The sequence below is a fragment of the Methylophilus medardicus genome, from assembly GCF_006363955.1.
Classification (GTDB): Bacteria; Pseudomonadota; Gammaproteobacteria; order Burkholderiales; family Methylophilaceae; genus Methylophilus; species Methylophilus medardensis.
This window is the reverse complement of record NZ_CP040948.1, coordinates 2,260,983-2,283,987: the sequence shown is the minus strand read 5'-3', so window position 1 is coordinate 2,283,987 and position 23,005 is coordinate 2,260,983. Positions and strand designations below refer to the sequence as shown.

At 50.9% G+C, this 23,005-nt stretch carries 23 protein-coding genes, 1 other RNA gene and 1 pseudogene; 9 read left to right on the top strand and 16 right to left on the bottom strand.

From position 1 onward, the window contains the following. The 7 genes from FIT99_RS10845 to moaA all read right to left on the bottom strand — a co-directional run bounded on the left by FIT99_RS10845 (position 1) and on the right by moaA (position 7,156). Positions 1-1,395 carry a PhoH family protein gene (locus tag FIT99_RS10845; RefSeq protein WP_140004295.1) on the bottom strand — a complete coding sequence of 465 codons (1,395 nt, stop codon included), beginning with the start codon at positions 1,393-1,395 and terminating at the stop codon, positions 1-3. An 11-nt stretch (positions 1,396-1,406) separates the two neighbouring features. Next, positions 1,407-1,868 (bottom strand): peroxiredoxin, encoded by a 462-nt coding sequence (locus FIT99_RS10840; RefSeq protein WP_140004749.1) that lies wholly within the window; start codon positions 1,866-1,868, stop codon positions 1,407-1,409. Positions 1,869-1,952: 84 nt separating this feature from the next. Then, positions 1,953-3,434: a sensor histidine kinase gene (locus FIT99_RS10835; protein ID WP_140004294.1), complete on the bottom strand. Its 1,482-nt coding sequence runs from the start codon at positions 3,432-3,434 to the stop codon at positions 1,953-1,955. Positions 3,435-3,440: 6 nt separating this feature from the next. Further along, entirely contained in the window at positions 3,441-4,226 is a 786-nt protein-coding gene (locus FIT99_RS10830; protein WP_140004293.1) for an energy transducer TonB, read from the bottom strand. A gap of 88 nt (positions 4,227-4,314) precedes the next feature. Next, the gene (moeA, locus tag FIT99_RS10825) at positions 4,315-5,580 is read right to left on the bottom strand and encodes a molybdopterin molybdotransferase MoeA (RefSeq protein ID WP_140004292.1); all 1,266 of its coding nucleotides are present in this window, start codon (positions 5,578-5,580) and stop codon (positions 4,315-4,317) included. Positions 5,581-5,585: 5 nt separating this feature from the next. Then, a complete protein-coding gene (gene mobA / locus FIT99_RS10820) occupies positions 5,586-6,155 on the bottom strand; it encodes a molybdenum cofactor guanylyltransferase MobA (RefSeq protein ID WP_140004291.1) in 570 nt (189 codons plus the stop codon). Then, positions 6,155-7,156, bottom strand: a complete 1,002-nt coding sequence (gene moaA, locus FIT99_RS10815; protein WP_396652212.1) for a GTP 3',8-cyclase MoaA — start codon at positions 7,154-7,156, stop codon at positions 6,155-6,157. The genes mobA and moaA overlap by 1 nt, the downstream gene beginning before the upstream one ends. A gap of 140 nt (positions 7,157-7,296) precedes the next feature. Here moaA and FIT99_RS10810 point away from each other — a divergent pair, with 140 nt between their 5' ends. Genes FIT99_RS10810 through FIT99_RS10790 form a run of 5 tightly spaced genes read left to right on the top strand, consistent with a single transcriptional unit; the run spans position 7,297 to position 13,423 of the window. Next, entirely contained in the window at positions 7,297-7,776 is a 480-nt protein-coding gene (locus FIT99_RS10810) for a formate dehydrogenase subunit gamma (RefSeq protein ID WP_140004290.1), read from the top strand. Further along, positions 7,769-9,334 carry a formate dehydrogenase beta subunit gene (locus FIT99_RS10805; RefSeq protein WP_140004289.1) on the top strand — a complete coding sequence of 522 codons (1,566 nt, stop codon included), beginning with the start codon at positions 7,769-7,771 and terminating at the stop codon, positions 9,332-9,334. Before FIT99_RS10810 ends, FIT99_RS10805 begins: the two co-directional genes overlap by 8 nt. Before the next feature lie 19 nt (positions 9,335-9,353). After that, positions 9,354-12,275 (top strand): formate dehydrogenase subunit alpha, encoded by a 2,922-nt coding sequence (gene fdhF / locus FIT99_RS10800; protein WP_140004288.1) that lies wholly within the window; start codon positions 9,354-9,356, stop codon positions 12,273-12,275. Then, positions 12,275-13,198, top strand: coding sequence for a formate dehydrogenase accessory sulfurtransferase FdhD (gene fdhD, locus FIT99_RS10795; RefSeq protein ID WP_140004747.1), 924 nt, complete (start codon positions 12,275-12,277; stop codon positions 13,196-13,198). Before fdhF ends, fdhD begins: the two co-directional genes overlap by 1 nt. A gap of 6 nt (positions 13,199-13,204) precedes the next feature. Next, positions 13,205-13,423 carry a formate dehydrogenase subunit delta gene (locus FIT99_RS10790; RefSeq protein ID WP_140004287.1) on the top strand — a complete coding sequence of 73 codons (219 nt, stop codon included), beginning with the start codon at positions 13,205-13,207 and terminating at the stop codon, positions 13,421-13,423. Here FIT99_RS10790 and FIT99_RS10785 read toward each other — a convergent pair whose 3' ends face one another. The 4 genes from FIT99_RS10785 to trxA form a co-directional block, all read right to left on the bottom strand. After that, complete coding sequence (locus FIT99_RS10785; protein ID WP_140004286.1) at positions 13,424-15,103, bottom strand: ArnT family glycosyltransferase; 1,680 nt, start codon at positions 15,101-15,103, stop codon at positions 13,424-13,426. Positions 15,104-15,220: 117 nt separating this feature from the next. After that, a complete protein-coding gene (gene rpmE / locus FIT99_RS10780) occupies positions 15,221-15,421 on the bottom strand; it encodes a 50S ribosomal protein L31 (protein ID WP_140004285.1) in 201 nt (66 codons plus the stop codon). Between the two features lie 103 nt (positions 15,422-15,524). Beyond that, on the bottom strand, positions 15,525-16,784 hold the full coding sequence (gene rho, locus FIT99_RS10775) for a transcription termination factor Rho (protein ID WP_140004284.1): 1,260 nt from the start codon (positions 16,782-16,784) through the stop codon (positions 15,525-15,527). A gap of 80 nt (positions 16,785-16,864) precedes the next feature. Next, the gene (trxA, locus tag FIT99_RS10770) at positions 16,865-17,191 is read right to left on the bottom strand and encodes a thioredoxin TrxA (protein ID WP_019883507.1); all 327 of its coding nucleotides are present in this window, start codon (positions 17,189-17,191) and stop codon (positions 16,865-16,867) included. A 227-nt stretch (positions 17,192-17,418) separates the two neighbouring features. Here trxA and FIT99_RS10765 point away from each other — a divergent pair, with 227 nt between their 5' ends. Then, on the top strand, positions 17,419-17,925 hold the full coding sequence (locus tag FIT99_RS10765) for a TlpA disulfide reductase family protein (RefSeq protein WP_223261192.1): 507 nt from the start codon (positions 17,419-17,421) through the stop codon (positions 17,923-17,925). Here the strand turns inward: FIT99_RS10765 and FIT99_RS10760 are convergent. The 3 genes from FIT99_RS10760 to FIT99_RS10750 form a co-directional block, all read right to left on the bottom strand. Continuing rightward, the gene (locus tag FIT99_RS10760; RefSeq protein ID WP_019883505.1) at positions 17,922-18,209 is read right to left on the bottom strand and encodes a DUF3579 domain-containing protein; all 288 of its coding nucleotides are present in this window, start codon (positions 18,207-18,209) and stop codon (positions 17,922-17,924) included. The two genes, FIT99_RS10765 and FIT99_RS10760, sit on opposite strands and share 4 nt — an antisense overlap. A 27-nt stretch (positions 18,210-18,236) precedes the next feature. Further along, positions 18,237-18,821 carry a BON domain-containing protein gene (locus FIT99_RS10755; protein WP_140004283.1) on the bottom strand — a complete coding sequence of 195 codons (585 nt, stop codon included), beginning with the start codon at positions 18,819-18,821 and terminating at the stop codon, positions 18,237-18,239. Positions 18,822-18,898: 77 nt separating this feature from the next. Beyond that, complete coding sequence (locus FIT99_RS10750; RefSeq protein WP_140004282.1) at positions 18,899-19,255, bottom strand: YraN family protein; 357 nt, start codon at positions 19,253-19,255, stop codon at positions 18,899-18,901. Between the two features lie 96 nt (positions 19,256-19,351). Between FIT99_RS10750 and rsmI the strand changes: the two genes are divergently transcribed. Further along, a complete protein-coding gene (gene rsmI / locus FIT99_RS10745; RefSeq protein WP_140004281.1) occupies positions 19,352-20,224 on the top strand; it encodes a 16S rRNA (cytidine(1402)-2'-O)-methyltransferase in 873 nt (290 codons plus the stop codon). Beyond that, positions 20,221-21,255, top strand: a complete 1,035-nt coding sequence (gene pyrC / locus FIT99_RS10740; protein ID WP_140004280.1) for a dihydroorotase — start codon at positions 20,221-20,223, stop codon at positions 21,253-21,255. Before rsmI ends, pyrC begins: the two co-directional genes overlap by 4 nt. A 22-nt stretch (positions 21,256-21,277) precedes the next feature. Here pyrC and ung read toward each other — a convergent pair whose 3' ends face one another. Next, positions 21,278-21,964, bottom strand: a complete 687-nt coding sequence (gene ung / locus FIT99_RS10735; RefSeq protein ID WP_140004279.1) for a uracil-DNA glycosylase — start codon at positions 21,962-21,964, stop codon at positions 21,278-21,280. A gap of 67 nt (positions 21,965-22,031) precedes the next feature. Between ung and rnpB the strand changes: the two genes are divergently transcribed. Next, an RNA gene (gene rnpB / locus FIT99_RS10730) (RNase P RNA component class A) lies at positions 22,032-22,397 on the top strand. A gap of 86 nt (positions 22,398-22,483) precedes the next feature. Here the strand turns inward: rnpB and FIT99_RS10725 are convergent. Further along, a pseudogene (locus FIT99_RS10725) lies at positions 22,484-22,681 on the bottom strand (glutaredoxin family protein); the annotation flags it as partial. Positions 22,682-23,005: the final 324 nt, after the last annotated feature.

The window sequence follows — 23,005 nt, the reverse complement described above, 5'->3', positions numbered from 1 at the left end:
CTACAGGACCTCGGCAGCAAAATCGGCCAAACGGGAGCGTTCGCCGCGGACCAGGGTGATATGGCCATTGTGCGACCAGTTTTTAAATCGGTCGACGACATAAGTCAGACCTGAGCTACCTTCGGTCAGGTAGGGCGTATCAATTTGGGCAATATTGCCTAAACAGACGACCTTGGTCCCGGGACCTGCACGCGTAATCAGTGTTTTCATTTGCTTGGGCGTCAGGTTTTGCGCTTCGTCGATGATTAAAAACTTATTGAGAAAAGTCCGGCCGCGCATAAAGTTAAGCGACTTGATTTTGATGCGGGTGCGGATCAGGTCCTGCGTGGCAGCCCGCCCCCACTCACCAACATCTTCATCCGTTTTGTTTAATACATCGAGGTTGTCTTCTAACGCCCCCATCCAAGGCGCCATTTTCTCTTCTTCTGTGCCTGGCAAGAATCCAATATCTTCACCCACAGGCACCGTCACCCGCGTCATGATGATCTCTGAATAACGTTTTTTATCTAGGGTTTGCGTCAAGGCCGCCGCCAGTGTTAACAAGGTTTTGCCGGTGCCGGCTTGGCCAAGCAGGGTGACAAAGTCAATGTCAGGATCCATCAACAAGTTGAGGGCAAAATTTTGTTCACGGTTACGCGCGGTGATTCCCCAAATGCTATGTTTTGGATTTTGATGATCTTGAATGATCTCAAGCACCGCAGTATTGTCTTCAATTTTACGGACGATGGCATGGAAAGGTTTGTTGAACTCATAAAACACAAATTCATTGACCAGTAGAGACTTGACAATCGGACCATTGATTCTATAAAACATCCGGCCTGACTCTTGCCAGGAGTGCATGTCTTTACTATGCGCGTCCCAAAAGTCTTCTGGTAGTTCACGCAAACCGGTATACAGCATGTCGCTGTCTTCAAGCACTTTATCGTTGAAGTAATCCTCGGCCGCCACACCCATAGCCCGTGCTTTAATGCGGATGTTAATGTCTTTACTAACGAGAATGACGTTGCGATTGGCGTGTTGTTTTTTAAGCGCCAATACGACGCTGATAATCTGGTTATCCGCTTTGCTGCCAGCCAGACCAGGCAAGTCCGTAGGCACATGCTCCGTCTGAAAAAATAGTTTGCCGGTTAAATGTCGATTGCCTTGAATGGCCAAAGGACAGCCATCTTCAAGATGTGCTGTCTCATTGCCACCCATGATCTCTTCTAGAAACCGGCTGGCCTGCCGTGCATTGCGGGCGACTTCAGTCAGCCCCTTTTTGTTATTGTCCAGTTCCTCTAATGTCACCATGGGCAAATAAACATCGTGCTCTTCAAATCTGAACAGCGACGACGGGTCGTGCATCAAAACGTTGGTATCAAGAACAAACAGTTTGGTGTGTGGAGCACTGGCCATAAAAGATCACTTTACGAGTGGGAAGACTGAATGCTGGCATATACTTCAGCGGCATGACCATCGACTTTGACACCACGCCATTCGCGGACGATGATGCCTTGTGGATTGACCAAAAATGTACTGCGTTCAATGCCACGTACTTGTTTTCCATACATATTTTTCATTTTGATTACGTTAAACGCCTGACAGGCGATCTCTTCGCCGTCAGAAATCAACTCAAATGGAAAACTGTACTTGGCTTTGAAGTTTTCATGCGATTTGAGGCTATCGCGTGAAATACCAAAGACGACAGCATCCGCTGCCACAAACTGCGCATGCATGTCACGAAACTGCATGCCTTGCGTAGTGCAGCCAGGGGTAGCGTCTTTGGGATAAAAATAGAGCACAACGAACTTACCTAAATAGTCTTTGCTATTAAATTCAAGGCCAGAGGTGGCAGGTAAGATGAGATCCGGAGCAGGTGAGTTAAGCATAGTAGTCATGACAATCACTTGGTTACATTGTTGATAAAAACACAAAATTAAGCAAGCACAAAACGAAAAATCTTGTGGCTGGCTTTATTGTGGCAGCGAGATGGTGATTCGGGTGCCCTGGCCCGGTTGACTATCAAATGACATGGCACCGCCCAGCTCTTCGCACACCTTGAAGGCAAATGGAATACCAAGGCCCGTCCCAAATCGCTTGGTGGTCGGACCCGGCGTCAGTGCATGTGGTTCCGGCTTAAATGGCATGCCCGGTCCTTGGTCGATGATGACCAAGGTCAACACATGGTCTAACAAGGCGCAATGCAACTGAATTTCGGCATTCTTTGCTGAGGCCTCTGAGGCGTTCAGCAACAGGTTATAAAGCATTTGTTCTAACAAATGTTCATCCGTCAACACCAGGCGTTTGATTGTCGCACTGTTTTCAGTGATCTTGATGTGCTTTTCATTCAGCTTAGGTTGCAACGTCGTGATCGCGCCCTGCACGATCGACGAGAGTAACAACTGATTCAGCATCGGTTTGATCGGGTGCAGATAGGACAATAAGCTGCCAGTCCAGCGCTCGAGTCGGTCCACGGTATGGATAATGCCTTGAATCGACTCCAGAGTTTCTTTATCTAACAGCGGGTCGTCGATGACTTGTGCGGTGGCACGAATGCTCGCCAGTGGGTTGCGAATGTTGTGCGCGAGCATCGGCACCAGTAAGCCTAAGGCCGCTTGCTTTTCACTTTTGACCAAGGCGTCACGGCTGGCCGCGAGGTCTTCGGCCATTTTGTTAATTTCGCGCGACAGCACCGCCAGTTCTTCTGCGCCCGCCTCGGGCACTTGGTGAGTCAAGTTGCCGGTACTGATCGCAGTGGTGGCTTGCATGATGTCATTGATCGGCCTGACGATCGAGTTTTTAAGAATGCGCCTTGAATACACAATCAGGATGCAAGCAAGCAATAAAGGCATGGATAGCACTGCTATTGAATTGCTTCTGGCTTCATCTAAGCGATGTTTGATTTCACCTTGTTTGACCAATAATAGATACTCGGCACGTTTGGACACCTCTTCGTAATGCCTGAAGATGCCGGTTTCGATGTCTTGATAGATGGATTTTTGTGCTTTGCGGTCAGGGTTGTTTTGATAGCGGTAGAACAAGGCGGGTGCTTCGTTCACCAAGCTTCGGTATTTACGCTCAATATCCATCAGCGCATCGCGCTCTTCTTGATCGATGGCGATGTTTTGTAAACGTTCTAGATGGACAAGAATCGAGGTGGTGTATTGATTATATTCATACAGCGCATTTTCTTCTTGCAAGAAAAACGCGTCGAATAGTTCTTTGGTTTGACGATAGAGGTCGCCACGCACCAGATAAATTTCCTGAATCACAATATTGATGCGTTGCGACTGCTTAGAGGCTTTATCCCACAGGTAAATACCATAGCCGCCACTGGCCACTGCCAACACGATGAGGGCGATAAAATACAGGTCATGAAACAGCAGTAACTGTCTGAGCGGCTTGTCGTGCAGCGCGAATGCGTTCTCCGCTAAACGTTTACGTTTTAAAAACATTGTGGCTTAGCTGTCTAGCTTAAAGCTGACGGGCACGTTGGTGGACTTTAATCTGCCACGCAAAATGTCGTTAAATAATGCTTTGAATTGGGATTTTTTGACGGTGGCAATGGCTGCTTCATCCAAGGCCTTGTTGCCACTGGATTCGGTGACTTCAATGTTTGTGATATTGCCGTGATCGTCAAAGCTGATGTGCAAGTGGGTAACTCCCTCAATCCCGCGTTCAAGCGCGATTCTTGGATAGCGAAGATTTTTTTGAATTTCGCGCTGCGCCGCTTCTTTAAATGCATTACGGGCAGCCTCGATGTCGCCCTCACTTGGGCCAGATGCTTTCACCGGCTCAGGTGGGGGGGCAGGGGGCGCAGCCACCGGTACCACCATTTCAGGTTTTGATTCCGCCACTGTTGGTTTGGCTGCAATGACAGCCGGGGCTGGCGTGTCTACCACTGGTCGCGCTTCAGTGGGCTGCTCTTGTCTGGTAGACGGTTTTTGTGGCACCACAGGCGTTGGCTCGACTGGCTTGGGCGTTGGCTTCACGGGTTGGGGCTGCGGCGGGGTTGGTTGAGGTTTGGTCGGCGCAGGCGGAGTAGGGGTAGGTTCCGGTAAGCTTGAGGTCGCTGGTGGCGTTTGTTTCACCAGTTCGATGCGGATTTCTTGCTTTTTGGGTGGCGGCAAATCGTAGTCTGGCTTGGGCATTGTAAACATGATAGCGGCATGCAGAAGCAATGAGGCGATCAGGCACCACTCCAATAAATGACTAAACTGTTTAGATTCTTTTAAAACGGCTTGCACGCCAACACCTTTATGATTAACCCCCAACGCGAGCCGACACTATAAGCTATTTTTTATGGTTCGCGCCAGCGGCAGTGCGCGTCAGCGCTTAGCAAACACCGCCAAACGGTTGGACTTCGACCATTGCGCCCGCTGGCACAGCGCCGGTTTGATCGTCTAACACAATAAAGCAATTCGCCTGACTCATGCTACTCAAAATACCGGAGCCTTGTTCACCAGTGGTTTTCACTTTCCAGTCTTCGCCGTCTTTAAATAAAATGCCGCGCTGAAACTCCGTGCGTCCGGTTGCTTTTTTAATTGGGCTGATGCATTCCACTTTAAAGGTAGGAGGTACTGTGGGGCTTGCTCCCATGAGGTGCAGCAGTGCTGCTTGCACAAACTGATAAAACGTTACCATGGTCGATACCGGATTGCCGGGCAATCCGAAGTATTGTGATTGACCGATTTTGCCATACGCCAGCGGACGGCCCGGTTTCATATTAATTTTCCAGAACAATACTTGGCCATGTTTTGCCAGTAACTGCTTCATAAAGTCAGCTTCACCCACCGAAACGCCGCCACTAGTAATGACCACATCATGTGACGCGGCAGCGGTTAACAGCATCTGCTCTAATGCTGCCGGATCGTCCGCCACATTGCCAAGATCATGGGGTTCCAACGCTAAGGCCTGTAACATACCCCACAGACTATAACGGTTACTGTCGTAAATCTGGCCAGACTGCAGCGGGGTGCCCACGCTGACCAGCTCGTCGCCAGTACTGAAAAAGGCCACCTTTAAGCGTCGATACACCTGAATTTCTGCAATCCCCAGTGATGCGAGTAAACCCATATCGGCCGGTTTGATTTGATGCCCACGGGTCAGCACCGTTTGCCCTTTGGCAATATCTTCGCCTATGTGTCGAATGTTGGCGCCAATGCCGGGCACGCTTGATAAAGTAATGAGATCTGCTTCGCGCGTGGTGTGCTCTTGCATGACCACGGTATCGACATCCGGCGGGATCGGCGCTCCGGTCATGATTTTAATGCAAGCATTTGTTGGCACGTGCCCTTCAAACGGCCTGCCGGCAAATGCGGTCCCAGCGATTTTCAGTGCTTGGGAGGCTTCTGCGTGACGGAAGCCAAAACCATCCATCGCTGAGTTGTCGTAGGCTGGGACATTCATGCTCGAGATGACTGGGGTCGCGAGAATGCGACCGAGGGACTGCTTGATCGTCACGGTTTCGGTGGCCTGCAAAGGAGACAGAAACTGCTGGATATATTGGCGTGCCTGCGTGACCGACATGGCGTTCGGGTCATAGTCGTCTGCACATGAGGGGTCTCTTACCAATTGTTGCAGAAGGTCTTGTTTGTTCATAATCGTTACGATGGCAGGTGGTTGATGTTAGTGAATGCTTGCTCGTCTTCAAAGCTCACGAATACATGGGGGTGCAGGGCTTGCCAGGCGCTGACTTTACGCTGCCCCTGCTGCAGAAATTGATCCAGATCGCCACTAAGCTTGCGTGGCATTAAGCAAAATACCGGGTGCGTACCACTGGCGCTACGCGCAATCGCCAGCATGGACGGCGCTGCATGAATGGCTTGTGCGGTGGTAATCGCTTGACGTAGGCGACTCACTAAGTCCGTGGGTAATAAAGGCGCGTCACAGGGGACGCTGAGTATCCATTCGGTGGTGGCATGATGCATGCCGGCTTGCATGCCAGCCAGTGGCCCGTCAAACTGATCGTTCGCGTCAGGGATCACCGGCACACCGAACGCTTGGTATTGATCAAGATGACGGTTCGCATTAATCACTACATGGTCAACTTGCGGTTGAATGCGTTCCAGCACGTGGGCGACCATCGGTCTGCCTTGATAGTCAATCAGACCTTTGTCGGCGCCACCCATGCGCAGCCCGCGGCCGCCTGCCAATATCACTGCGGTAATTTGCATTAGCCACCCGTGTGCGACATGAAGCGCACGACAGCGGGTGCTGTGCGTCGCAAATCAAAGTCGTGTCCTTTGGGTTTGATGCGCATGCCATGCAAAATCGCATCTACCAGCGGCTGATCATCGTCTGGATGCTCACGCAATAATGGCATCAAGTTCACCTGATGATCTTGCCCTAAGCAGAGAAACAACTCGCCTTGGCAGGTGATACGAACGCGATTGCAACTTTCGCAAAAATTGTGGCTGTGCGGCGAAATAAAGCCGATTTTTGTCAGGTGACCGTTTACCTGCCAATAACGGGCGGGGCCGCCAGTATGGTGGGTGCTGGCAGTGAGTGAGAACTTACTTTTTAATAAGGCCAGCGTCTCTGTATTGCTGACGCAACTGTCTTCACGCAGGTGATTGACTTCACCCAGCGGCATTTCTTCGATAAAACTAATGTCGACCTGTTTTTGCAGCGCAAAATTGACTAAATCTTCCGCCTCATCATCATTGATCCCACGCATCAGTACGGTGTTGATTTTCAGATTATCGAAGCCCGCGGCGCGCGCTGCGTCCAGTCCGCTGAGGACTTTTGACAACTCGCCAACACGGGTGATGGTTTTAAAGCGGTCTGCTTGCAAGCTGTCGATGGAAATGTTGATCCGTTTAACGCCCGCCGCCTTCAGTGCTACGGCATATTTGTCTAGTTGGCTACCGTTGGTGGTAAGTACACACGAGTCTAGACCGGGGAGGTGACCGATTTCTTCAAATAACCACATGGCATTTTTACGCACCAAAGGTTCACCGCCGGTGATGCGAACTTTCGTGACCCCCATGCGGACAAACAATTTAACCAGACGCGCGCATTCTTCGAGTGACAAAACGGCCTCACGCGGTAAAAAGGTCATGTCCTCTGCCATACAGTACTGGCAACGGAAATCGCAGCGATCGGTAATCGATAGCCGGATGTAGTCCACCCGCCGGCCAAACTGGTCGATAAGCTGTGAAGGTACGGAGCGCATGGTTTGCATTGCTGTCATGATTATTTAAACTAATCAGTATTTTATGCCCTTTTCATGCTTTCACAAGGTATAAATAGAGGATATGATTTGATGGTGATAGAATGTAACTAAATTGTAACTAGTTAAGATGTGAGGTCGGTTTGGATAACACATTAAGTCATGCGCAACATGCGCAAATACAGTCGCATATTCAAGCACATCAGCATGTGCCAGGTGGGCTCTTGCCCTTACTGCACGCCATTCAGGATGATGTAGGCTATGTGCCCGAAGCGGTGTATCCTGAGATCGCGAAAGCCCTCGCCCTTTCTGTGGCCGAGGTGCATGGCGTAGTCACTTTCTATCATCATTTCCGCACCCACCCGGTTGGCAAGCATGTGTTGCAAGTGTGTCGCGCCGAATCTTGTCAGGCCATGGGTTCAGAAAAACTGGAGGCAGCGCTGAAAGCGACACTGGGGGTGGATTATCACCAAACCACAGCGGATGGCAATCTCACGTTGTTACCGGTGTATTGTTTGGGTAACTGTGCGTGTTCGCCTGCGGTCATGCTTGATGACGAAGTCTACGGTCGCATGAGTACGCAGAAGGTTACTGAGTTGATTGCAGAGGTGTGTCATGGTTAAAGTGTATGTGCCGATCGACTCCACCGCGCTGTCCTTGGGTGCTGAGCGCACTGCGCAAAGAGTGGTGCAAGAAGCCCAAGCGCGCGGGATAGACATTGAATTGGTACGCAATGGCTCACGCGGCTTATTCTGGTTGGAGCCACTGATTGAGGTCGAGACCACGCAAGGTCGGGTCGCTTTTGGTCCAGTGCAGCCAAAAGATGTCGCCAGTTTATTCGAGGCTGACTTTATTCATGCCTTGTCAGACCGAGCACAACAACATCCTTTATACCTAGGGCTTACCGATGCGCTCAGCTGGTTGAAAAAGCAGCAGCGTTTAACGTTTGCCCGTGTCGGCATCACTGACCCGCGCTCGCTCGAAGATTATCTTGCACATGATGGTTATCAGGGGCTAAGCAAAGCGCTTGCCTTATCAGGCGCCGACATCGTTAAAGTCGTCACTGACTCAGGCTTGCGTGGCCGTGGTGGCGCGGCATTCCCCACCGGCATCAAATGGAACACCGTCCTCAATGCGCCCGCCGAACAAAAGTATGTGGTTTGTAACGCCGATGAAGGCGATTCAGGCACTTATTCAGACCGAATGATCATGGAAGACGATCCCTTCGTGTTGATTGAGGGCATGACGATTGCGGCGATCGCAGTTGGCGCAACACAGGGCTATATTTATTTGCGCAGCGAGTATCCGCATGCACAGAAAACCCTCAATGAAGCAATCCGAAAAGCGAATTTAGCTGGCTATCTCGGTGAAAACATTCTAGGTTCCGGCCATACGTTTCATCTCGAAGTTAGGCGCGCGGCTGGCGCCTACGTCTGTGGTGAAGAAACCTCGTTATTAGAAAGTCTTGAAGGCAAACGTGGCTTGGTGCGTTTTAAACCCCCCCTGCCAGCGATTGAAGGTTTGTTTGGTAAACCAACCATCGTCAACAATGTGATCTCACTGGCCACCGTGCCAATTATTTTGGATAAAGGCGCGCAGTTCTATGCCGATTATGGCATGGGCCGCTCACGTGGCACTTTGCCGATTCAACTGGCTGGCAATTTAAAACAAACGGGTCTGGTCGAACTGGCCTTTGGCGCGACCTTGCGTGAGCTGTTATACGACTTTGGCGGAGGCTCTGCCAGCGGTCGTCCGATTCGCGCAGTGCAGGTAGGCGGTCCTTTAGGGGCTTACCTGCCTGAGAGCCAATTTGATACGCCGCTGGATTATGAAGCTTTTGCCAAGATATGGGCAGTGCTGGGCCATGGTGGCATTGTCGCGTTTGATGACAGTGTCGACATGGCCAAAATGGCGCGTTATGCCTTTGAATTTTGTGCAGAAGAGAGTTGCGGCAAATGTACCCCGTGCCGGATTGGTTCGACGCGTGGGGTCGAGGTGATGGACAAGATTGTCGCAGGCAATAACCATGCAAAAAATGTACATTTGCTGCGGGACTTGTCCGACACCATGCTCAATGGCTCATTGTGCGCACTGGGCGGCATGACGCCTTACCCAGTATTAAGTGCTTTGAATCATTTCCCTGAAGATTTTGGTCTTAGTAACAAAGAAGCCGCTGCCTAGGGCAGCAAAGGATGACACGATGGATGACATCAAATACAGCTCTTCGCAACCACAGACACCCAAATATGATCCCGAAAAGGATTACGGTACGCCAAAGTCGGACAGTACCACTTTGGTAACACTTAATATTGATGGCGTGGAGGTCACGGTGCCTGAAGGCACTTCGATCATGCATGCGGCGCAGCTAGGCGGGGTGACCGTGCCCAAGCTGTGTGCGACTGACTCATTAGAGCCTTTTGGTTCTTGCCGTTTGTGTCTGGTTGAAATTGAAGGGCGCAGAGGATATCCCGCGTCATGCACTACCCCCGTGGCGCCCGGACTAAAAGTGAAAACGCAAACGCCAAAACTGGCGGATGTTCGCCGCGGCGTGATGGAATTGTATATCTCAGACCACCCATTAGATTGTCTGACTTGCAGCGCAAATGGCGATTGCGAGTTACAAGACATGGCAGGGGCGGTTGGTCTGCGGGAGGTTCGCTATGGCTACGAAGGCGAAAACCACCTTGGGCAAACCAAAGATGAATCCAACCCTTATTTCACCTTTGATGCTTCTAAATGTATCGTCTGCTCACGTTGTGTGCGGGCATGTGAAGAGACCCAAGGCACGTTTGCATTGACGATTCAAGGCCGTGGTTTTGACAGCAAGGTGTCGGCAGGCGGTAAAGACTTTCTAGACTCTGAATGTGTTTCTTGCGGTGCCTGCGTGCAAGCTTGCCCCACCGCCACTTTAATGGAAAAAACCGTGATTGAGGCGGGGACCCCTGAGCATAAAGTAACCACGACCTGCGCGTATTGCGGCGTAGGGTGTAGCTTTGATGCGGAAATGAAAGGCGAGCAAGTGGTGCGCATGACGCCCAGCAAAGAAGGTGGCGCCAATCACGGTCATAGCTGTGTCAAAGGCCGTTTTGCCTGGGGTTATGCTACCCATGCGGATCGCATCACAACGCCGATGATTCGCAAAAGCATTCACGATCCTTGGCAAAAAGTCGGCTGGGATGAAGCATTTAACTACGCCGCCGCTGAGATCTTACGTATTCAACAGCAATACGGTAAAGAAGCCGTGGGCGGCATCACTTCTAGCCGTTGCACCAACGAAGAAGTTTATGTGACACAAAAATTGGTGCGTGCGGTGTTCGGTGTGAACAACGTCGACACTTGTGCCCGTGTCTGCCATAGCCCGACTGGCTATGGCTTGAAGCAAACGATTGGTGAGTCGGCGGGCACGCAGACCTTTGACTCAGTGATGAAGTCTGATGTGATTTTTGTCATGGGGGCTAACCCAACGGATGGTCACCCTGTCTTTGGCTCCATCATGAAACGTCGCTTGCGCGAAGGCGCGAAACTGATTGTGGTTGATCCACGTGAGATTGATCTGGTAGCCAATTCGCCGCATCTGCGTGCGGATTACCACTTAAAATTGCGTCCTGGTACCAATGTCGCCATGGTGTCTGCGATCTCGCATGTGATTGTGACTGAGGGCTTGGTGCAAGAAGCATTTGTGCAAGAACGATGCGAATGGGATTCGTTTGTGGCGTGGCGAGATTTCGCAGCGAAAGCTGAAAACTCACCCGAAGCGCTCGAAGAAGCCTTAGGCGTGCCAGCAGCAGAGGTGCGTGCCGCGGCACGCCTGTATGCAACCGGTGGCAATGCCGCCATTTATTATGGCCTCGGGGTCACTGAACATAGCCAAGGCTCTACCGCCGTAATGGGGATTGCCAATCTGGCCATGGCCACCGGCAATGTCGGGCGTGAGGGTGTGGGGATAAACCCGCTGCGTGGTCAAAATAACGTGCAAGGCTCATGCGATATGGGCTCTATGCCACATGAGTTCCCTGGCTATCGCCATGTGTCTGATGATGTGACGCGTGCCCAGTTTGAGCAAGCGTGGGGGGTGCCACTGAGTGCAGACCCCGGCTTACGTATCCCCAACATGTTAGACCTCGCCACTGAAGGCAGCTTTAAGGCTTTGTATTGTGTCGGTGAGGATATCGCACAGTCAGACCCAGATACGCAACATGTGACGCATGCACTTGAAAGTATGGAGTGCGTGATTGTGCAAGACTTGTTCTTGAACGAAACAGCCAAATTTGCGCATGTGTTTTTCCCTGGGGCCTCTTTCCTTGAGAAGAGCGGGACATTTACCAATGCGGAGCGCCGAATCTCGCCTGTGCGCAGAGTGATGACGCCCAAAAACGGCCTGCGTGAAGAGGGTCCTCAAGAGGCTGGTTTAGAAGATTGGGAGATCACGGCTAAATTCTCGGCAGCGCTGGGATACCCAATGCAGTATGCGCATGCTAGCGAAATTATGGATGAAATCGCGGCATTGACGCCGACGTTCTCCGGTGTCAGCTTCAAAAAACTCGACGAGCTGGGGAGTATCCAGTGGCCTTGTAACGATGAAGCGCCGCAGGGCACGCCAACCATGCACGTGGATGGTTTTGTGCGTGGCAAAGGTAAGTTCTTTATCACGCAGTATGTGCCGACCACAGAGCGCGTGAATCAGAAATTCCCACTCATTCTGACCACTGGCCGTATTTTGTCCCAGTACAACGTTGGCGCGCAGACACGACGCACTCAAAATGTGGCATGGCACCACGAAGACCTGATCGAGATCCATCCGCACGATGCGGAAGACCGCGGTCTGGTCGACGGTGATTGGGTCGGCATATCCAGCCGCGCGGGTCAAACCGTATTACGCGCTAAAATTACCGACCGGGTACAGCCTGGCGTGGTCTATACCACGTTCCATCATCCGGAGTCTGGCGCGAATGTGATTACGACCGATAACTCAGATTGGGCGACCAATTGCCCCGAGTACAAAGTGACTGCGGTGCAAGTGTCAAAAGTGAATCAATTGTCGGATTGGCAAAAGCAATATCGTTCATTTAGTGACACGCAAGTGGAGTTGTCCGGCATGGACCCGAGCACGGTTGCTTCTTGATGGTAGCGGATTTGGGTGACGCCGATGTGTGTGTGGTGTCCGACAGCAGCGAGTGGGCACCCATGGATGCGCAGCAGGCCGTCACTAGGCTGACGGTTGCCCGCTGGCAAGATGCAGCGCCTAACGATGTGGATGATGCAGTGGCGCAAGAAGTGCCGATTGCGCTGGTCTACAATGGGATTTCGCATGTCGTGATGCTGGCCACGCCGGCTGACCTTGAAGACTTTGCTTACGGCTTTTCATTCACCGAGGGCATTATTTCTGCGCGTGGGCAAATTTATGGCGTAGATAGCCAAGCTTTGTTTCATGCCGATGGACAATTGCAAGGCATTGAATTGCATATTTCCTTGGCAGCGGAACAGTTTGCAGCGTTGAAAGCCCAACGTCGCAACTTAACCGGCCGCACCGGCTGTGGATTATGCGGTGCTGAACGGTTGCAGCAAGTGTTTAAACCACTCAAGCCAGCGGAGGAGCCTGGCGTGGCAGTCTCTCTAAAAGCAATTGAAATGGCATTGTCGGGTCTGCGTGCGCAGCAGCCCCTGCAGCAATTAACCGGTGCCACCCATGCGACGGCGATCGTCGACCAGCAGGGGCAAGTCTTATGTGTGCGTGAAGATGTGGGTCGGCATAACGCACTCGATAAATTGATCGGTAGTCTGTTGCGGCAGCGGTATGATTTCTCGACATTTTGGCGGCAGCATTGGGTGCTGACCACCAGTCGTGCCAGTTATGAAATGGTGCAAAAAGTCGCAATCTGTGGCGGAAGCGCGCTGATCGCACTGTCTGCGCCAACCGCTTTGGCTGTGCAGTTGGCTCGTCAGTATCGCTGTTTGCTGGTTGGCTTTGCCAAGTCAACGCAATGCGTGGTGTACAGCGGCGGGCTCGCGCCAGGTGATAGTCACGAGTCTTACAAGAAAGAGTGAAGGTGTATGGAAGTCGATAAACTAATTAAAATGGCCAATCAGATTGGGGATTTTTTTGAGGCGAATCCAAACGTCGAGGAAGCCAAACTCGATATTGCCAGCCATTTGAAAAAATTCTGGAACTCGGTCATGATTGAATCACTGGTGGTGCATGTGCAGCAACAGCAGGGTCAGGGTTTGCATCCGCGCGTGATTGCTGCCATTGAGCAGCACCTCAAGCATTAATCAATGGCGTTGTAGCAGTCTAAAAGATTCCCGATTCTGCCGCGTTTGCTGACCTTCCCAGATGACTCGCCAATCTTCCCCAGGTAAGACGTGGCGTTTGCCTGGCTGATCTTCAATTAGAAACAAATCGCATTGCGTCGCTTTGGCTGGCTCGTGATCCTTCAGCCTGATGCCGGCATGGTAGTGGAGTAAATCCTCCTGCGACGCGCCGATGTTTTGGGTATGAATGCAGTTGTAATGAGCTGGCAAGTGTTTGCGCAAATCCTCAAATAACGGCTGATAAGTGCGTGCGGCTTCAATCATCGGCAGCCACAAACTCATAAATACCGTCCAAGCGCAGGTCATGCCGATCGCCCAGTTTGTCGCGCTGGAGCGGTTGGAGTGTTTGGCACGTAAAACGATAGATAACCAAATCAGGGTGACCGCGACGGCAATAGCGCCATAGAGCAGGTTAAATGGGATCGTTTGCAGACCGGATAGATAACTCAAGCGCTGATACAGTTTGAGCGGAGAGCCGTTCAACATCGCCCACCAGCCAAGCCAAGCCATGGCGATTAAAATACCAAACAGGATTAAACCGAACCAGTTTAAAGCCCCAGCTGCTCCACGTTTAAGCGTCTCAATACTGCCGGCGGCGAGAACAGTCAGTGGCACCAATAAAGGCAATGCGGCCACTTCACTGCGATCACTCGAAAAGCCAATCAATACAAAAGCAATGCTGAAAAAAATCAATGCGAGTTGGAAGCGATAGGTGTGCAGCACTGTCTGCCTGAAGCGCCAAACGCCCCACATGGCAAATGGCAACGCAGGCCATGCGTACCAAGCAAGTGTTCTGACGAAGTAAGCATGATTGCCAGGCAGTTGGAACTGCCATTGCGCTTGCCACCATCCTTGCCATAGCGCGGGCGCCCACTGTTGACAACACCAGCTCCACAGCAGAATGCCGGGTATTGCGAGCATGATACCTGCTAACATCGCTCGATAGGTGGGATGCTGCTGGCGGATTGCCGGTAGTAATAACAGGCTAATGACGGATAACACAATGATTAGCATGGGCATGACGCCGCCGGCCAAAAAGGCAATCAACAGCCCGCCACTCAGCAACCACATGGCGCGCAAAGGTTTGCGCATCACTAGCGCCAATGCGTAAAAAGCCATGGTAATGCCGCTCAATGTTGCAACGGCTGGCATCATGGTGTGTGCGCTGACGACCAATCCTAAGCAGCCGATAAATACAAAATTGGTTTGTCGACCGACGCCTAAATTCCACAGTTCCCGACCACTCAGGCCCGTCATGATGAGGGTCAGCAGCATCCAAAATCCGACACTCAGTCTGGCCGCATCGTGGGTCGGAAGTATCGGCGAAAGCACATAGGCAAAACCGGTGGCGACCCAATAAAATAAAGGCGGCGTCTCTAGCGCGGGATGCCCAGCGGAGACGGGGGCAATCCAAGCGCCTTGCGTCCAGCTGTTTGCGGATAAAAACGGATGCTCGATCAGTGATTGAATGATGCTGATGGATTGCGATTCAAACGGCTTCCAGGGGGAGTGACCAATTAACCCTACACACAGCCAGATGGCGCAAAGGAAAATCAGTAGGTGGGTTTTGGCGCGCTCACCCACCTTGGCACGTGGAGTCGCCATGTTTTCTTGCCAGTCGTGATCAATGTAAAACTGCATGTTGGTGTGTCTGTCGCAGAATGAATGAGGGCCTGGGTAAGATATTACCCCTGAAGTAGCTACAATTAAAAACGAAAAAGGCAGCTATGCTGCCTTTCTTGCCCAACTTTTTCGACATTACATGCCGTATTTTTGGCGGAATTTCTCAACGCGACCGGCGGTATCAACAATCTTCTGTTTACCAGTGTAGAAAGGGTGGCATTGTGAACAAACTTCAATGTTGAAGTCTTTGCCGCTGGTAGAACGAGTTTGGAACTTGTTGCCACAACTACATGTGACGTTAATTTCCGGATAATTTGGGTGGATGTCAGCTTTCATGCTTTCTCTCTAATCTTAAGCAGTTGCAGTAAACGCGCGATTATGTATGAATTTAATGCTTTTATCAAGCGCAAAGTGAAAAATAATTGTATCAACGACCACATTAGCCGCGACGCATACTGTCAAAGAAGTCATTGTTGCTCTTGGTCGCCTTGATTTTGTCCAGCAAGAACTCCATCGCCTCAAGGTCATCCATCGGATAGAGCAGTTTACGCAATACCCAGATTTTTTGTAGTACATCTTTGTCCAGCAGTAATTCTTCGCGGCGTGTACCGGATTTGTTGACGTTGATCGCAGGATAGGTACGTTTTTCGGCCATGCGTCTATCCAAGTGGATTTCCATGTTGCCCGTGCCCTTAAACTCCTCGTAAATCACATCATCCATACGTGACCCAGTATCTACCAGTGCGGTCGCGATGATGGTCAGTGAACCGCCTTCTTCTACGTTACGCGCAGCACCAAAGAAACGCTTAGGCTTTTGTAGCGCGTTAGCGTCGACACCACCGGTTAGCACCTTGCCTGATGATGGGATCACGGTGTTGTAAGCACGTGCCAGACGGGTAATCGAGTCCAGCAAAATGACCACATCTTTTTTGTGCTCAATTAAACGTTTGGCTTTTTCAAGCACCATTTCTGCCACTTGCACGTGGCGTGTGGCTGGTTCATCAAAGGTCGAGGCCACCACTTCGCCGCGCACCGAGCGTGTCATCTCGGTGACTTCTTCTGGACGTTCGTCAATTAGTAGCACGATCATAATACAGTCAGGATGGTTGGCTGTAATCGCGTGCGCGATGTTTTGCAACATCACGGTTTTACCGCTTTTTGGGCTCGCGACCAGCAATGCACGTTGGCCTTTACCAATCGGGGCGATCATGTCGATGACGCGACTGGTAATGTTTTCTTCACCGCGAATATCCCGTTCTAGCTTTAATGGCACGGTCGGAAACAGTGGCGTCAGGTTTTCAAACAGAATTTTGTGCTTGGTGTTTTCAGGCGCTTCATTATTCACACTGTCGACTTTTACCAGCGCAAAATAGCGCTCACCATCCTTAGGCGTGCGGATTTCGCCTTGAATACTGTCACCCGTGTGCAGGTTGAAGCGGCGGATTTGCGATGGCGAAACGTAAATATCATCCGGACCAGCCAAATAAGAAGTATCTGGCGAGCGCAAAAAGCCAAACCCGTCAGGGAGAACCTCCAGCGTGCCATCACCAAAAATGCTGTCGCCTTTTTTGGCCTTGTTTTTTAAGATGGCAAAGATGAGATCTTGCTTGCGCATGCGGCTGGCATTTTCAATGTCATTCGCAATGGCCATTTCGACCAGTTCGGTCACGGGGAGATGTTTGAGGTCGGATAAGTGCATGAGTAACTCGCTAGCCTGAGGAACGCCGGAGAGATTGAAAAGAAAACCCGGTCTCGCAGACTGGAAACCGGGTGGATAGATTAAATATTGCTGTCGATAAACGCGCTGAGTTGTGATTTGGACAATGCACCGACTTTGGTCGCTTCAACATTGCCGTTTTTAAACAACATCAGGGTTGGAATGCCACGAATGCCATATTTTGGTGGGGTATTCTGATTATCATCAATATTCAGTTTTGCCACTTTTAAGCGCCCAGCGTACTCTTTGCTGATGTCATCTAGAATCGGGGCGATCATTTTACAAGGGCCGCACCATTCTGCCCAATAATCCACTAACACAGGGACGGTGGATTGCAATACTTCTTGTTCAAAGCTGGCGTCGCTTAAATGGGTAATGTTGTCGCTCATTATTGCCTCTTAAGAATGGTGAAGAATTTAAATCAAATGTACACTGGATTTAAACAGAAAATGTTGAGTGTGCGGCTAAGTTTTGTTTGAATCAGTAATTTGCTGAAAATTGAAATTACTAAACGAGATACCAACTAGTATAGCAACAGTTTTCACGCATAATCAAGTTTTTTCCGAGCATGCGTTCTAGATTGCGCTGTGTTTCGCTTAAAACAAGGGGGTCGCACGTGCGATTTAATCTTTTTAAAGTCTGGTCGACTGTTTGTCTATGGTTGCTAGTAGTCAATATCGGCGTGGCCACAGAGTCGTCTGTGCCATGGGTGATGCGGGATATGGCAGGGCATGTCCATCAACTGTCCGCTTACAAGGGCAAGTGGTTGATTGTGAATTACTGGGCGCCTTGGTGTCCACCGTGTCTGCAAGAGATGCCAGAGCTGGTAACGTTTTATGACGCGCACATGAAGCAAAATGTAATGGTGCTAGGCGTGGCAGTGCAATATCAAGATGAAAAATCCGTCAAAACTTATGTGGACGACATGCTGATTTCATACCCGATTATTCTAGGCCAAGCACCAAAACAGGTCTTGCTGACGCCTGAAGTACTGCCAACCACTTATATTTATGCGCCGGATGGAACGCTCTACAAAGTGAAACGCGGCGCCTTGAGCCGGCTTTGGTTAGAGGCCTTACTCAAGGAGGCCGCGTCTACGCCGCCAAAAAATGCGCTCAACTAAATGGTGACGGCTTCGCCCGCTGGATTGATTACGCTGAGCTGATTTTCTTTGGCAAATTGGATCAGTTGTTCAAAGCCGGCAGGATTGACGTCTTTGAGTTTCATGTCCACCGACAAGCTACGCACATTATTCACCAGCTTGGGCTTCAGGTAGGGTGAATAGCGCAGTTTTTTGTCATCGCCAAAAGTGGCATAGGTGCTACACATGCGATCCACCCAGTCGCTTGGGCGAAATGGCTTACCAGCCAATGTGATGCCCTGAATAATAATTTCCTGATTTTCCATGCAGATTCCTTAATACGAAGTTAACAATTATTTGGAGTATTCAAACACTTTCACCACTTTGCTGACGCCCTCTGTCGTGCGGGCGATCTCGACCGCATCCGTGGCCTCTTTTTCAGTGACGATGCCCATCAAGTAAACCACACTGCCTTCGGTCACCACTTTGACGATGTTGGCTGGGAACAGGCGTTCGCTCACAAAGCGCGTTTTGACTTTGGTGGTGATATAGGTGTCGTTGCTGCGGTCGCCAAGCGTAGAGGCGGGTGCAACCGTGAGGCCGTTGTGAATGTTGCGCACATTGGAAATCTCACGGGTGAGGGTTTCTGCTTGTTTCAGCTGACTCTCATTGGGCACTTCGCCTGATAGCAGCACAATGCGGTTATAGCTGGTGACGTTAATGTGCGAGGCTTTGTCCATGTATTGCGACAGCCGTTTCAGCGTTTTCAGTTCGATGTTTTCATCTTCTACATAAATGCCAGAAGTACGACGATCAGCGGCCATGGCGCCACCGGCAGCTGCGCCACCGACCACAGCGGGAAAGCATCCGCTTAGTTGTGTACTGAGCAACAGCAAAGCAATCGCGGGGAGCGTTCTGGTGAATATTGTTTGAGTCATGAGACTTCCTTGATCAACGAGATAAAACCTAAAGATGAAAGGTGGGACAGCTAACTACACATAAAATTCTACGCTTTTTATGTGTCTATTGCATTACGAATCCAGTCGGGCGAGCGGTATTGGGTGTTATCAAACAGCACGGCGTCGAAGCGGCAAGCAAGATTGAGGTCGTGCGATTGCAGATAAAACTGGGCGACGCGTATGAGTTTTTGTTGCTTTCGATAGTCGATACTGTCTGCCGCACTTGCAAACGCCTGATGGCTGCGTAACCGTACCTCCACAAACACCAACGTCTGTTTGTCTCGCATGATGAGATCGATCTCCCCAAAACGGCAGCTATAGTTTTGTGCTAGGAGCATTAGGCCCTGCTGTTGCAAAAACCTAGCCGCTGCAAGTTCCGCAGCCCCCCCTTGATTGTTTGGATTGAGTTTCATGTTGTGCGGTATTTTTGAATGATTGTGCGCTGTTCACGGTGCGGGCACGCGAAACCAATGCTTAGCGAAATTGGCGCGATGACATAAAATGTCTACATGAATGAAATTGGAACATTATATGTGGTCGCAACCCCCATCGGCAATCTGGGTGACATTAGCCAGCGCGCCTTAGATACGTTGCAAAAAGTGGATGCGATTGCCGCAGAAGATACCCGCCACAGTGTTGGCTTGTTAAGGCACTTTGGCATTAGCAAACCCTTATTGGCCGTACATGAACACAACGAACAACAGTCGGCGCAAGGCCTGATCAAAAAATTGCAGGCAGGCGAGTCTATCGCGCTGGTGACGGATGCAGGCACGCCGGCGGTGAGTGATCCCGGCGCGGTTGTTGTGCAAGCCGTGCGCCAAGCTGGAATTAAAGTGGTGCCGGTGCCGGGCGCTAGTGCCGTGATCGCGGCCTTGTCGGCGGCAGGCATCGTGCAATCGGGATTTTATTTTGACGGCTTTTTGCCGGCGAGTGGGTCGCAGCGTCGTAAGCGCTTGCAATCGCTAAAGGCGATTCCGACGACGCTGGTATTTTATGAGGCGCCGCATCGTATTGTCGAGTGTGTGCAGGATATGCAGGATGTATTGGGCGGTGCACGCCAACTCACCCTCGCGCGCGAGCTGACAAAAACCTTTGAAACCATTCACTCTTGCCTGTTGACAGACGCGGTAGACTGGTTAAATGCAGACCTCAATCAACAACGTGGCGAATTTGTGTTGTTGGTGCATCCTGACCTGCAGGAAAAACCTGAAGGCTTGGATGAAGAAACGCTTAGAATTTTAAAGCGGCTATTGCAGGAGCTGCCGCTGAAGCAGGCGGTGGCGCTGGCGACCGATATTACAGGTCAGAAAAAAAACGAATTGTATGAAGCGGCGCTTGCGCTCAAAGCAGCAAGCCCACAATCCCAAGGTAACGAACCATGATCACTGAACTCACCCTGACTCGGCCAGATGACTGGCATTTACACCTGCGAGATGGCGATGGCTTGAAAGCCGTTTTGCCAGATACCGCCAAACAATTTGCGCGGGCTATCGTGATGCCAAACTTGCGTCCGCCGGTGACGACGGCAGCGTCTGCGCTTGCTTATTATCAACGCATCAAACAAGCACTGCCAGCTGGGCTTACGTTTGAGCCGTTGATGACTTTATATTTGACTGACAATACCTCCGCGCAAGAAATTGTTGCTGCCCGTGCCAGTGGTGTTGTGCATGCGGTCAAGTTATATCCCGCAGGCGCAACCACTAATAGTGACTCAGGCGTCACCAGTCTGCACAAATGTGCCGGCGCGCTGGCTGAGATGGAAAAGCAGGGCATGCCTTTGCTGATCCACGGCGAAGTCACCGATGGCGAAGTCGATGTGTTTGATCGCGAGAAGGTGTTTATTGAGCGTCATTTGCAGCCGCTACTCAAAGATTTTCCCGGTTTAAAAGTCGTGTTTGAACACATCACTACCCAAGACGCTGCTACGTTTGTCGCTGCGGGTCCAGCCAATTTGGCGGCGACCATTACTGCGCACCATTTGCTCATGAACCGCAATGCCATGTTCACCGGCGGCATTCGTCCACATCATTATTGCTTGCCGGTCCTCAAGCGCGAAACCCATCGGTTAGCCTTGGTGCAGGCGGCGATTTCCGGCTCGGGTAAGTTTTTTCTGGGAACAGACAGCGCTCCCCACCCCAAATCGGCTAAAGAGGCGAGTTGTGGCTGCGCGGGCATGTATACCGCGCATGCTGCGATTGAGCTGTATGCGGAGGCGTTTGAAGAAGCGGGTGCGCTAGATCGGTTGCAAGGTTTTGCCAGTGAATTTGGTGCGGATTTTTACGGTTTGCCAAGAAATCGCGAACAGATCACATTGCGCAAGGCCGCTTGGCAGGTGCCTGAGACGATTCCTTTTGCTGACGATGTCTTGGTGCCATTGCGTGCAGGCCAAACGATTGCTTGGAAGCTGGTGTAATCAGGGCCTCGAATGGGCTGCCTTAGAGCGCCCATTCAATCGGCATCTGCCCTTGGCGTAGCAAATGGGCATTAATCGCAGAAAACGGCCGCGAGCCGAAAAAGCCACGATGCGCAGACAAAGGTGACGGGTGCGCGGATTGCAGAATCAGATGTCGGCTGGGGTCTATCAAGGCCCCCTTTTTTTGCGCATAGCTGCCCCATAACACAAATACCAACCCGGTTTTTTCAGTATTCAATGCGGCAATGGCTGCGTCTGTGAATAACTCCCAACCACGGTTCTGGTGTGCCCCGGCCTGCGCCATTTCTACAGTCAAGATTGCATTTAGCAACAGCACGCCTTGGTTGGCCCAAGGCGTTAAGTCGCCACTACCAGGCATGGGTAGGTCTAAATCCGACGCAAGCTCTTTGAAAATGTTACGCAGTGATGGCGGCAACGCCGTGCCAGGCGGCACCGAAAAACTCAGGCCATGGGCTTGGCCGGGCCCGTGATACGGGTCTTGCCCGATGATCACGACGCGTACTTTTTCAAAAGGCGTGTGTTTAAACGCATTAAAAATCAATGGCGCTGGTGGAAAGATGGTTTTGCCCTGCGCCTCTTCTTGCTGCAAAAACGCCAGCAATGACTGCATGTAGGGTTGGGTCAATTCTCGGCCGAGCGCAGGTTGCCAAGAGGCTGGTAAGGTCGCTGCGATTGTTGGGGGGCGCATATTTGGTCACTTCACAAAGACTTTTGCGCATTATAGAGGCTAGCCGCTTACGTGGTAAAATACGTATGAAGCCAACCAGACAGTCGCCGCCTGTGCAAACAGGGGGAGGAAAGTCCGGGCTGCACAGAGCGGGATGACGGCTAACGGCCGTACGCTGAAAGCTGGTAACAGTATAAGGTGAGGAATAGGGCCACAGAGACGAGTCGGTTCGACCAGTGAGCAACTTGTTGCGAACTTGCGTCGAAACGGGTGAAACGCGGTAACCTCCATCTGCAGCAATATCAAATAGGCTGGCATTTTACGCAAGTAATAAGGCGTGGCTCGCGCTGCCAGCGGGTAGATAGCTTGAGCGTGTGAGCAATTGCACGCCTAGATGAATGACTGTCAGTCACGCAAGTGATTACAGAACCCGGCTTACCGGTTGGCTTTATTTTCTTTCTCTTGCTGCAAGGCTTGATTCGCCTGCCAGGTATCTAAAACCTGCTGCATCCGTGTTTCGTTGTAGCCACGGATTACCTCACCTGCCACCAGCAATACAGGCACTCCTCTGCCTGCCAGACGTTGGTACTGCGCTCGACCAGTGTCTGAGGTTTCAATGTTCAACTCCTTATATGCGATGTGCTTTTGCTGCAGTAAGGCTCGGGTCTTCTCGCAATAGGGGCACCAGTCTGTGGCGTACAAGACCACGCCGCCTTGGCTGTAGTCCGGCGGCGGCATGAAGTAATAGCCCCAGGCGCGCCATTCCATGGCAATTAAAATGCCTACACCAATCAATAAAAATTGTAATTTTTTCGACATGCTGTCAGTAAATGGTCTGGCATCTTTGGGATCCCAGCGTTTGACTAGATAAAGCCACTGTTCATCCAAAAAAAGCGGTTAAAAAATAACATTTTTTTATTATTCAATAATTTCAATGGGATAGCTATTTTTATTAAACAATTTTATGTGTTAATTGCGCCAATCTCTTGATTTAAATTGCTTTGTTAAAATGCTCTAAGTCTTTGTCTTTAAAAGAGATTTTTTCGCCCAAAGTGCTTGCCA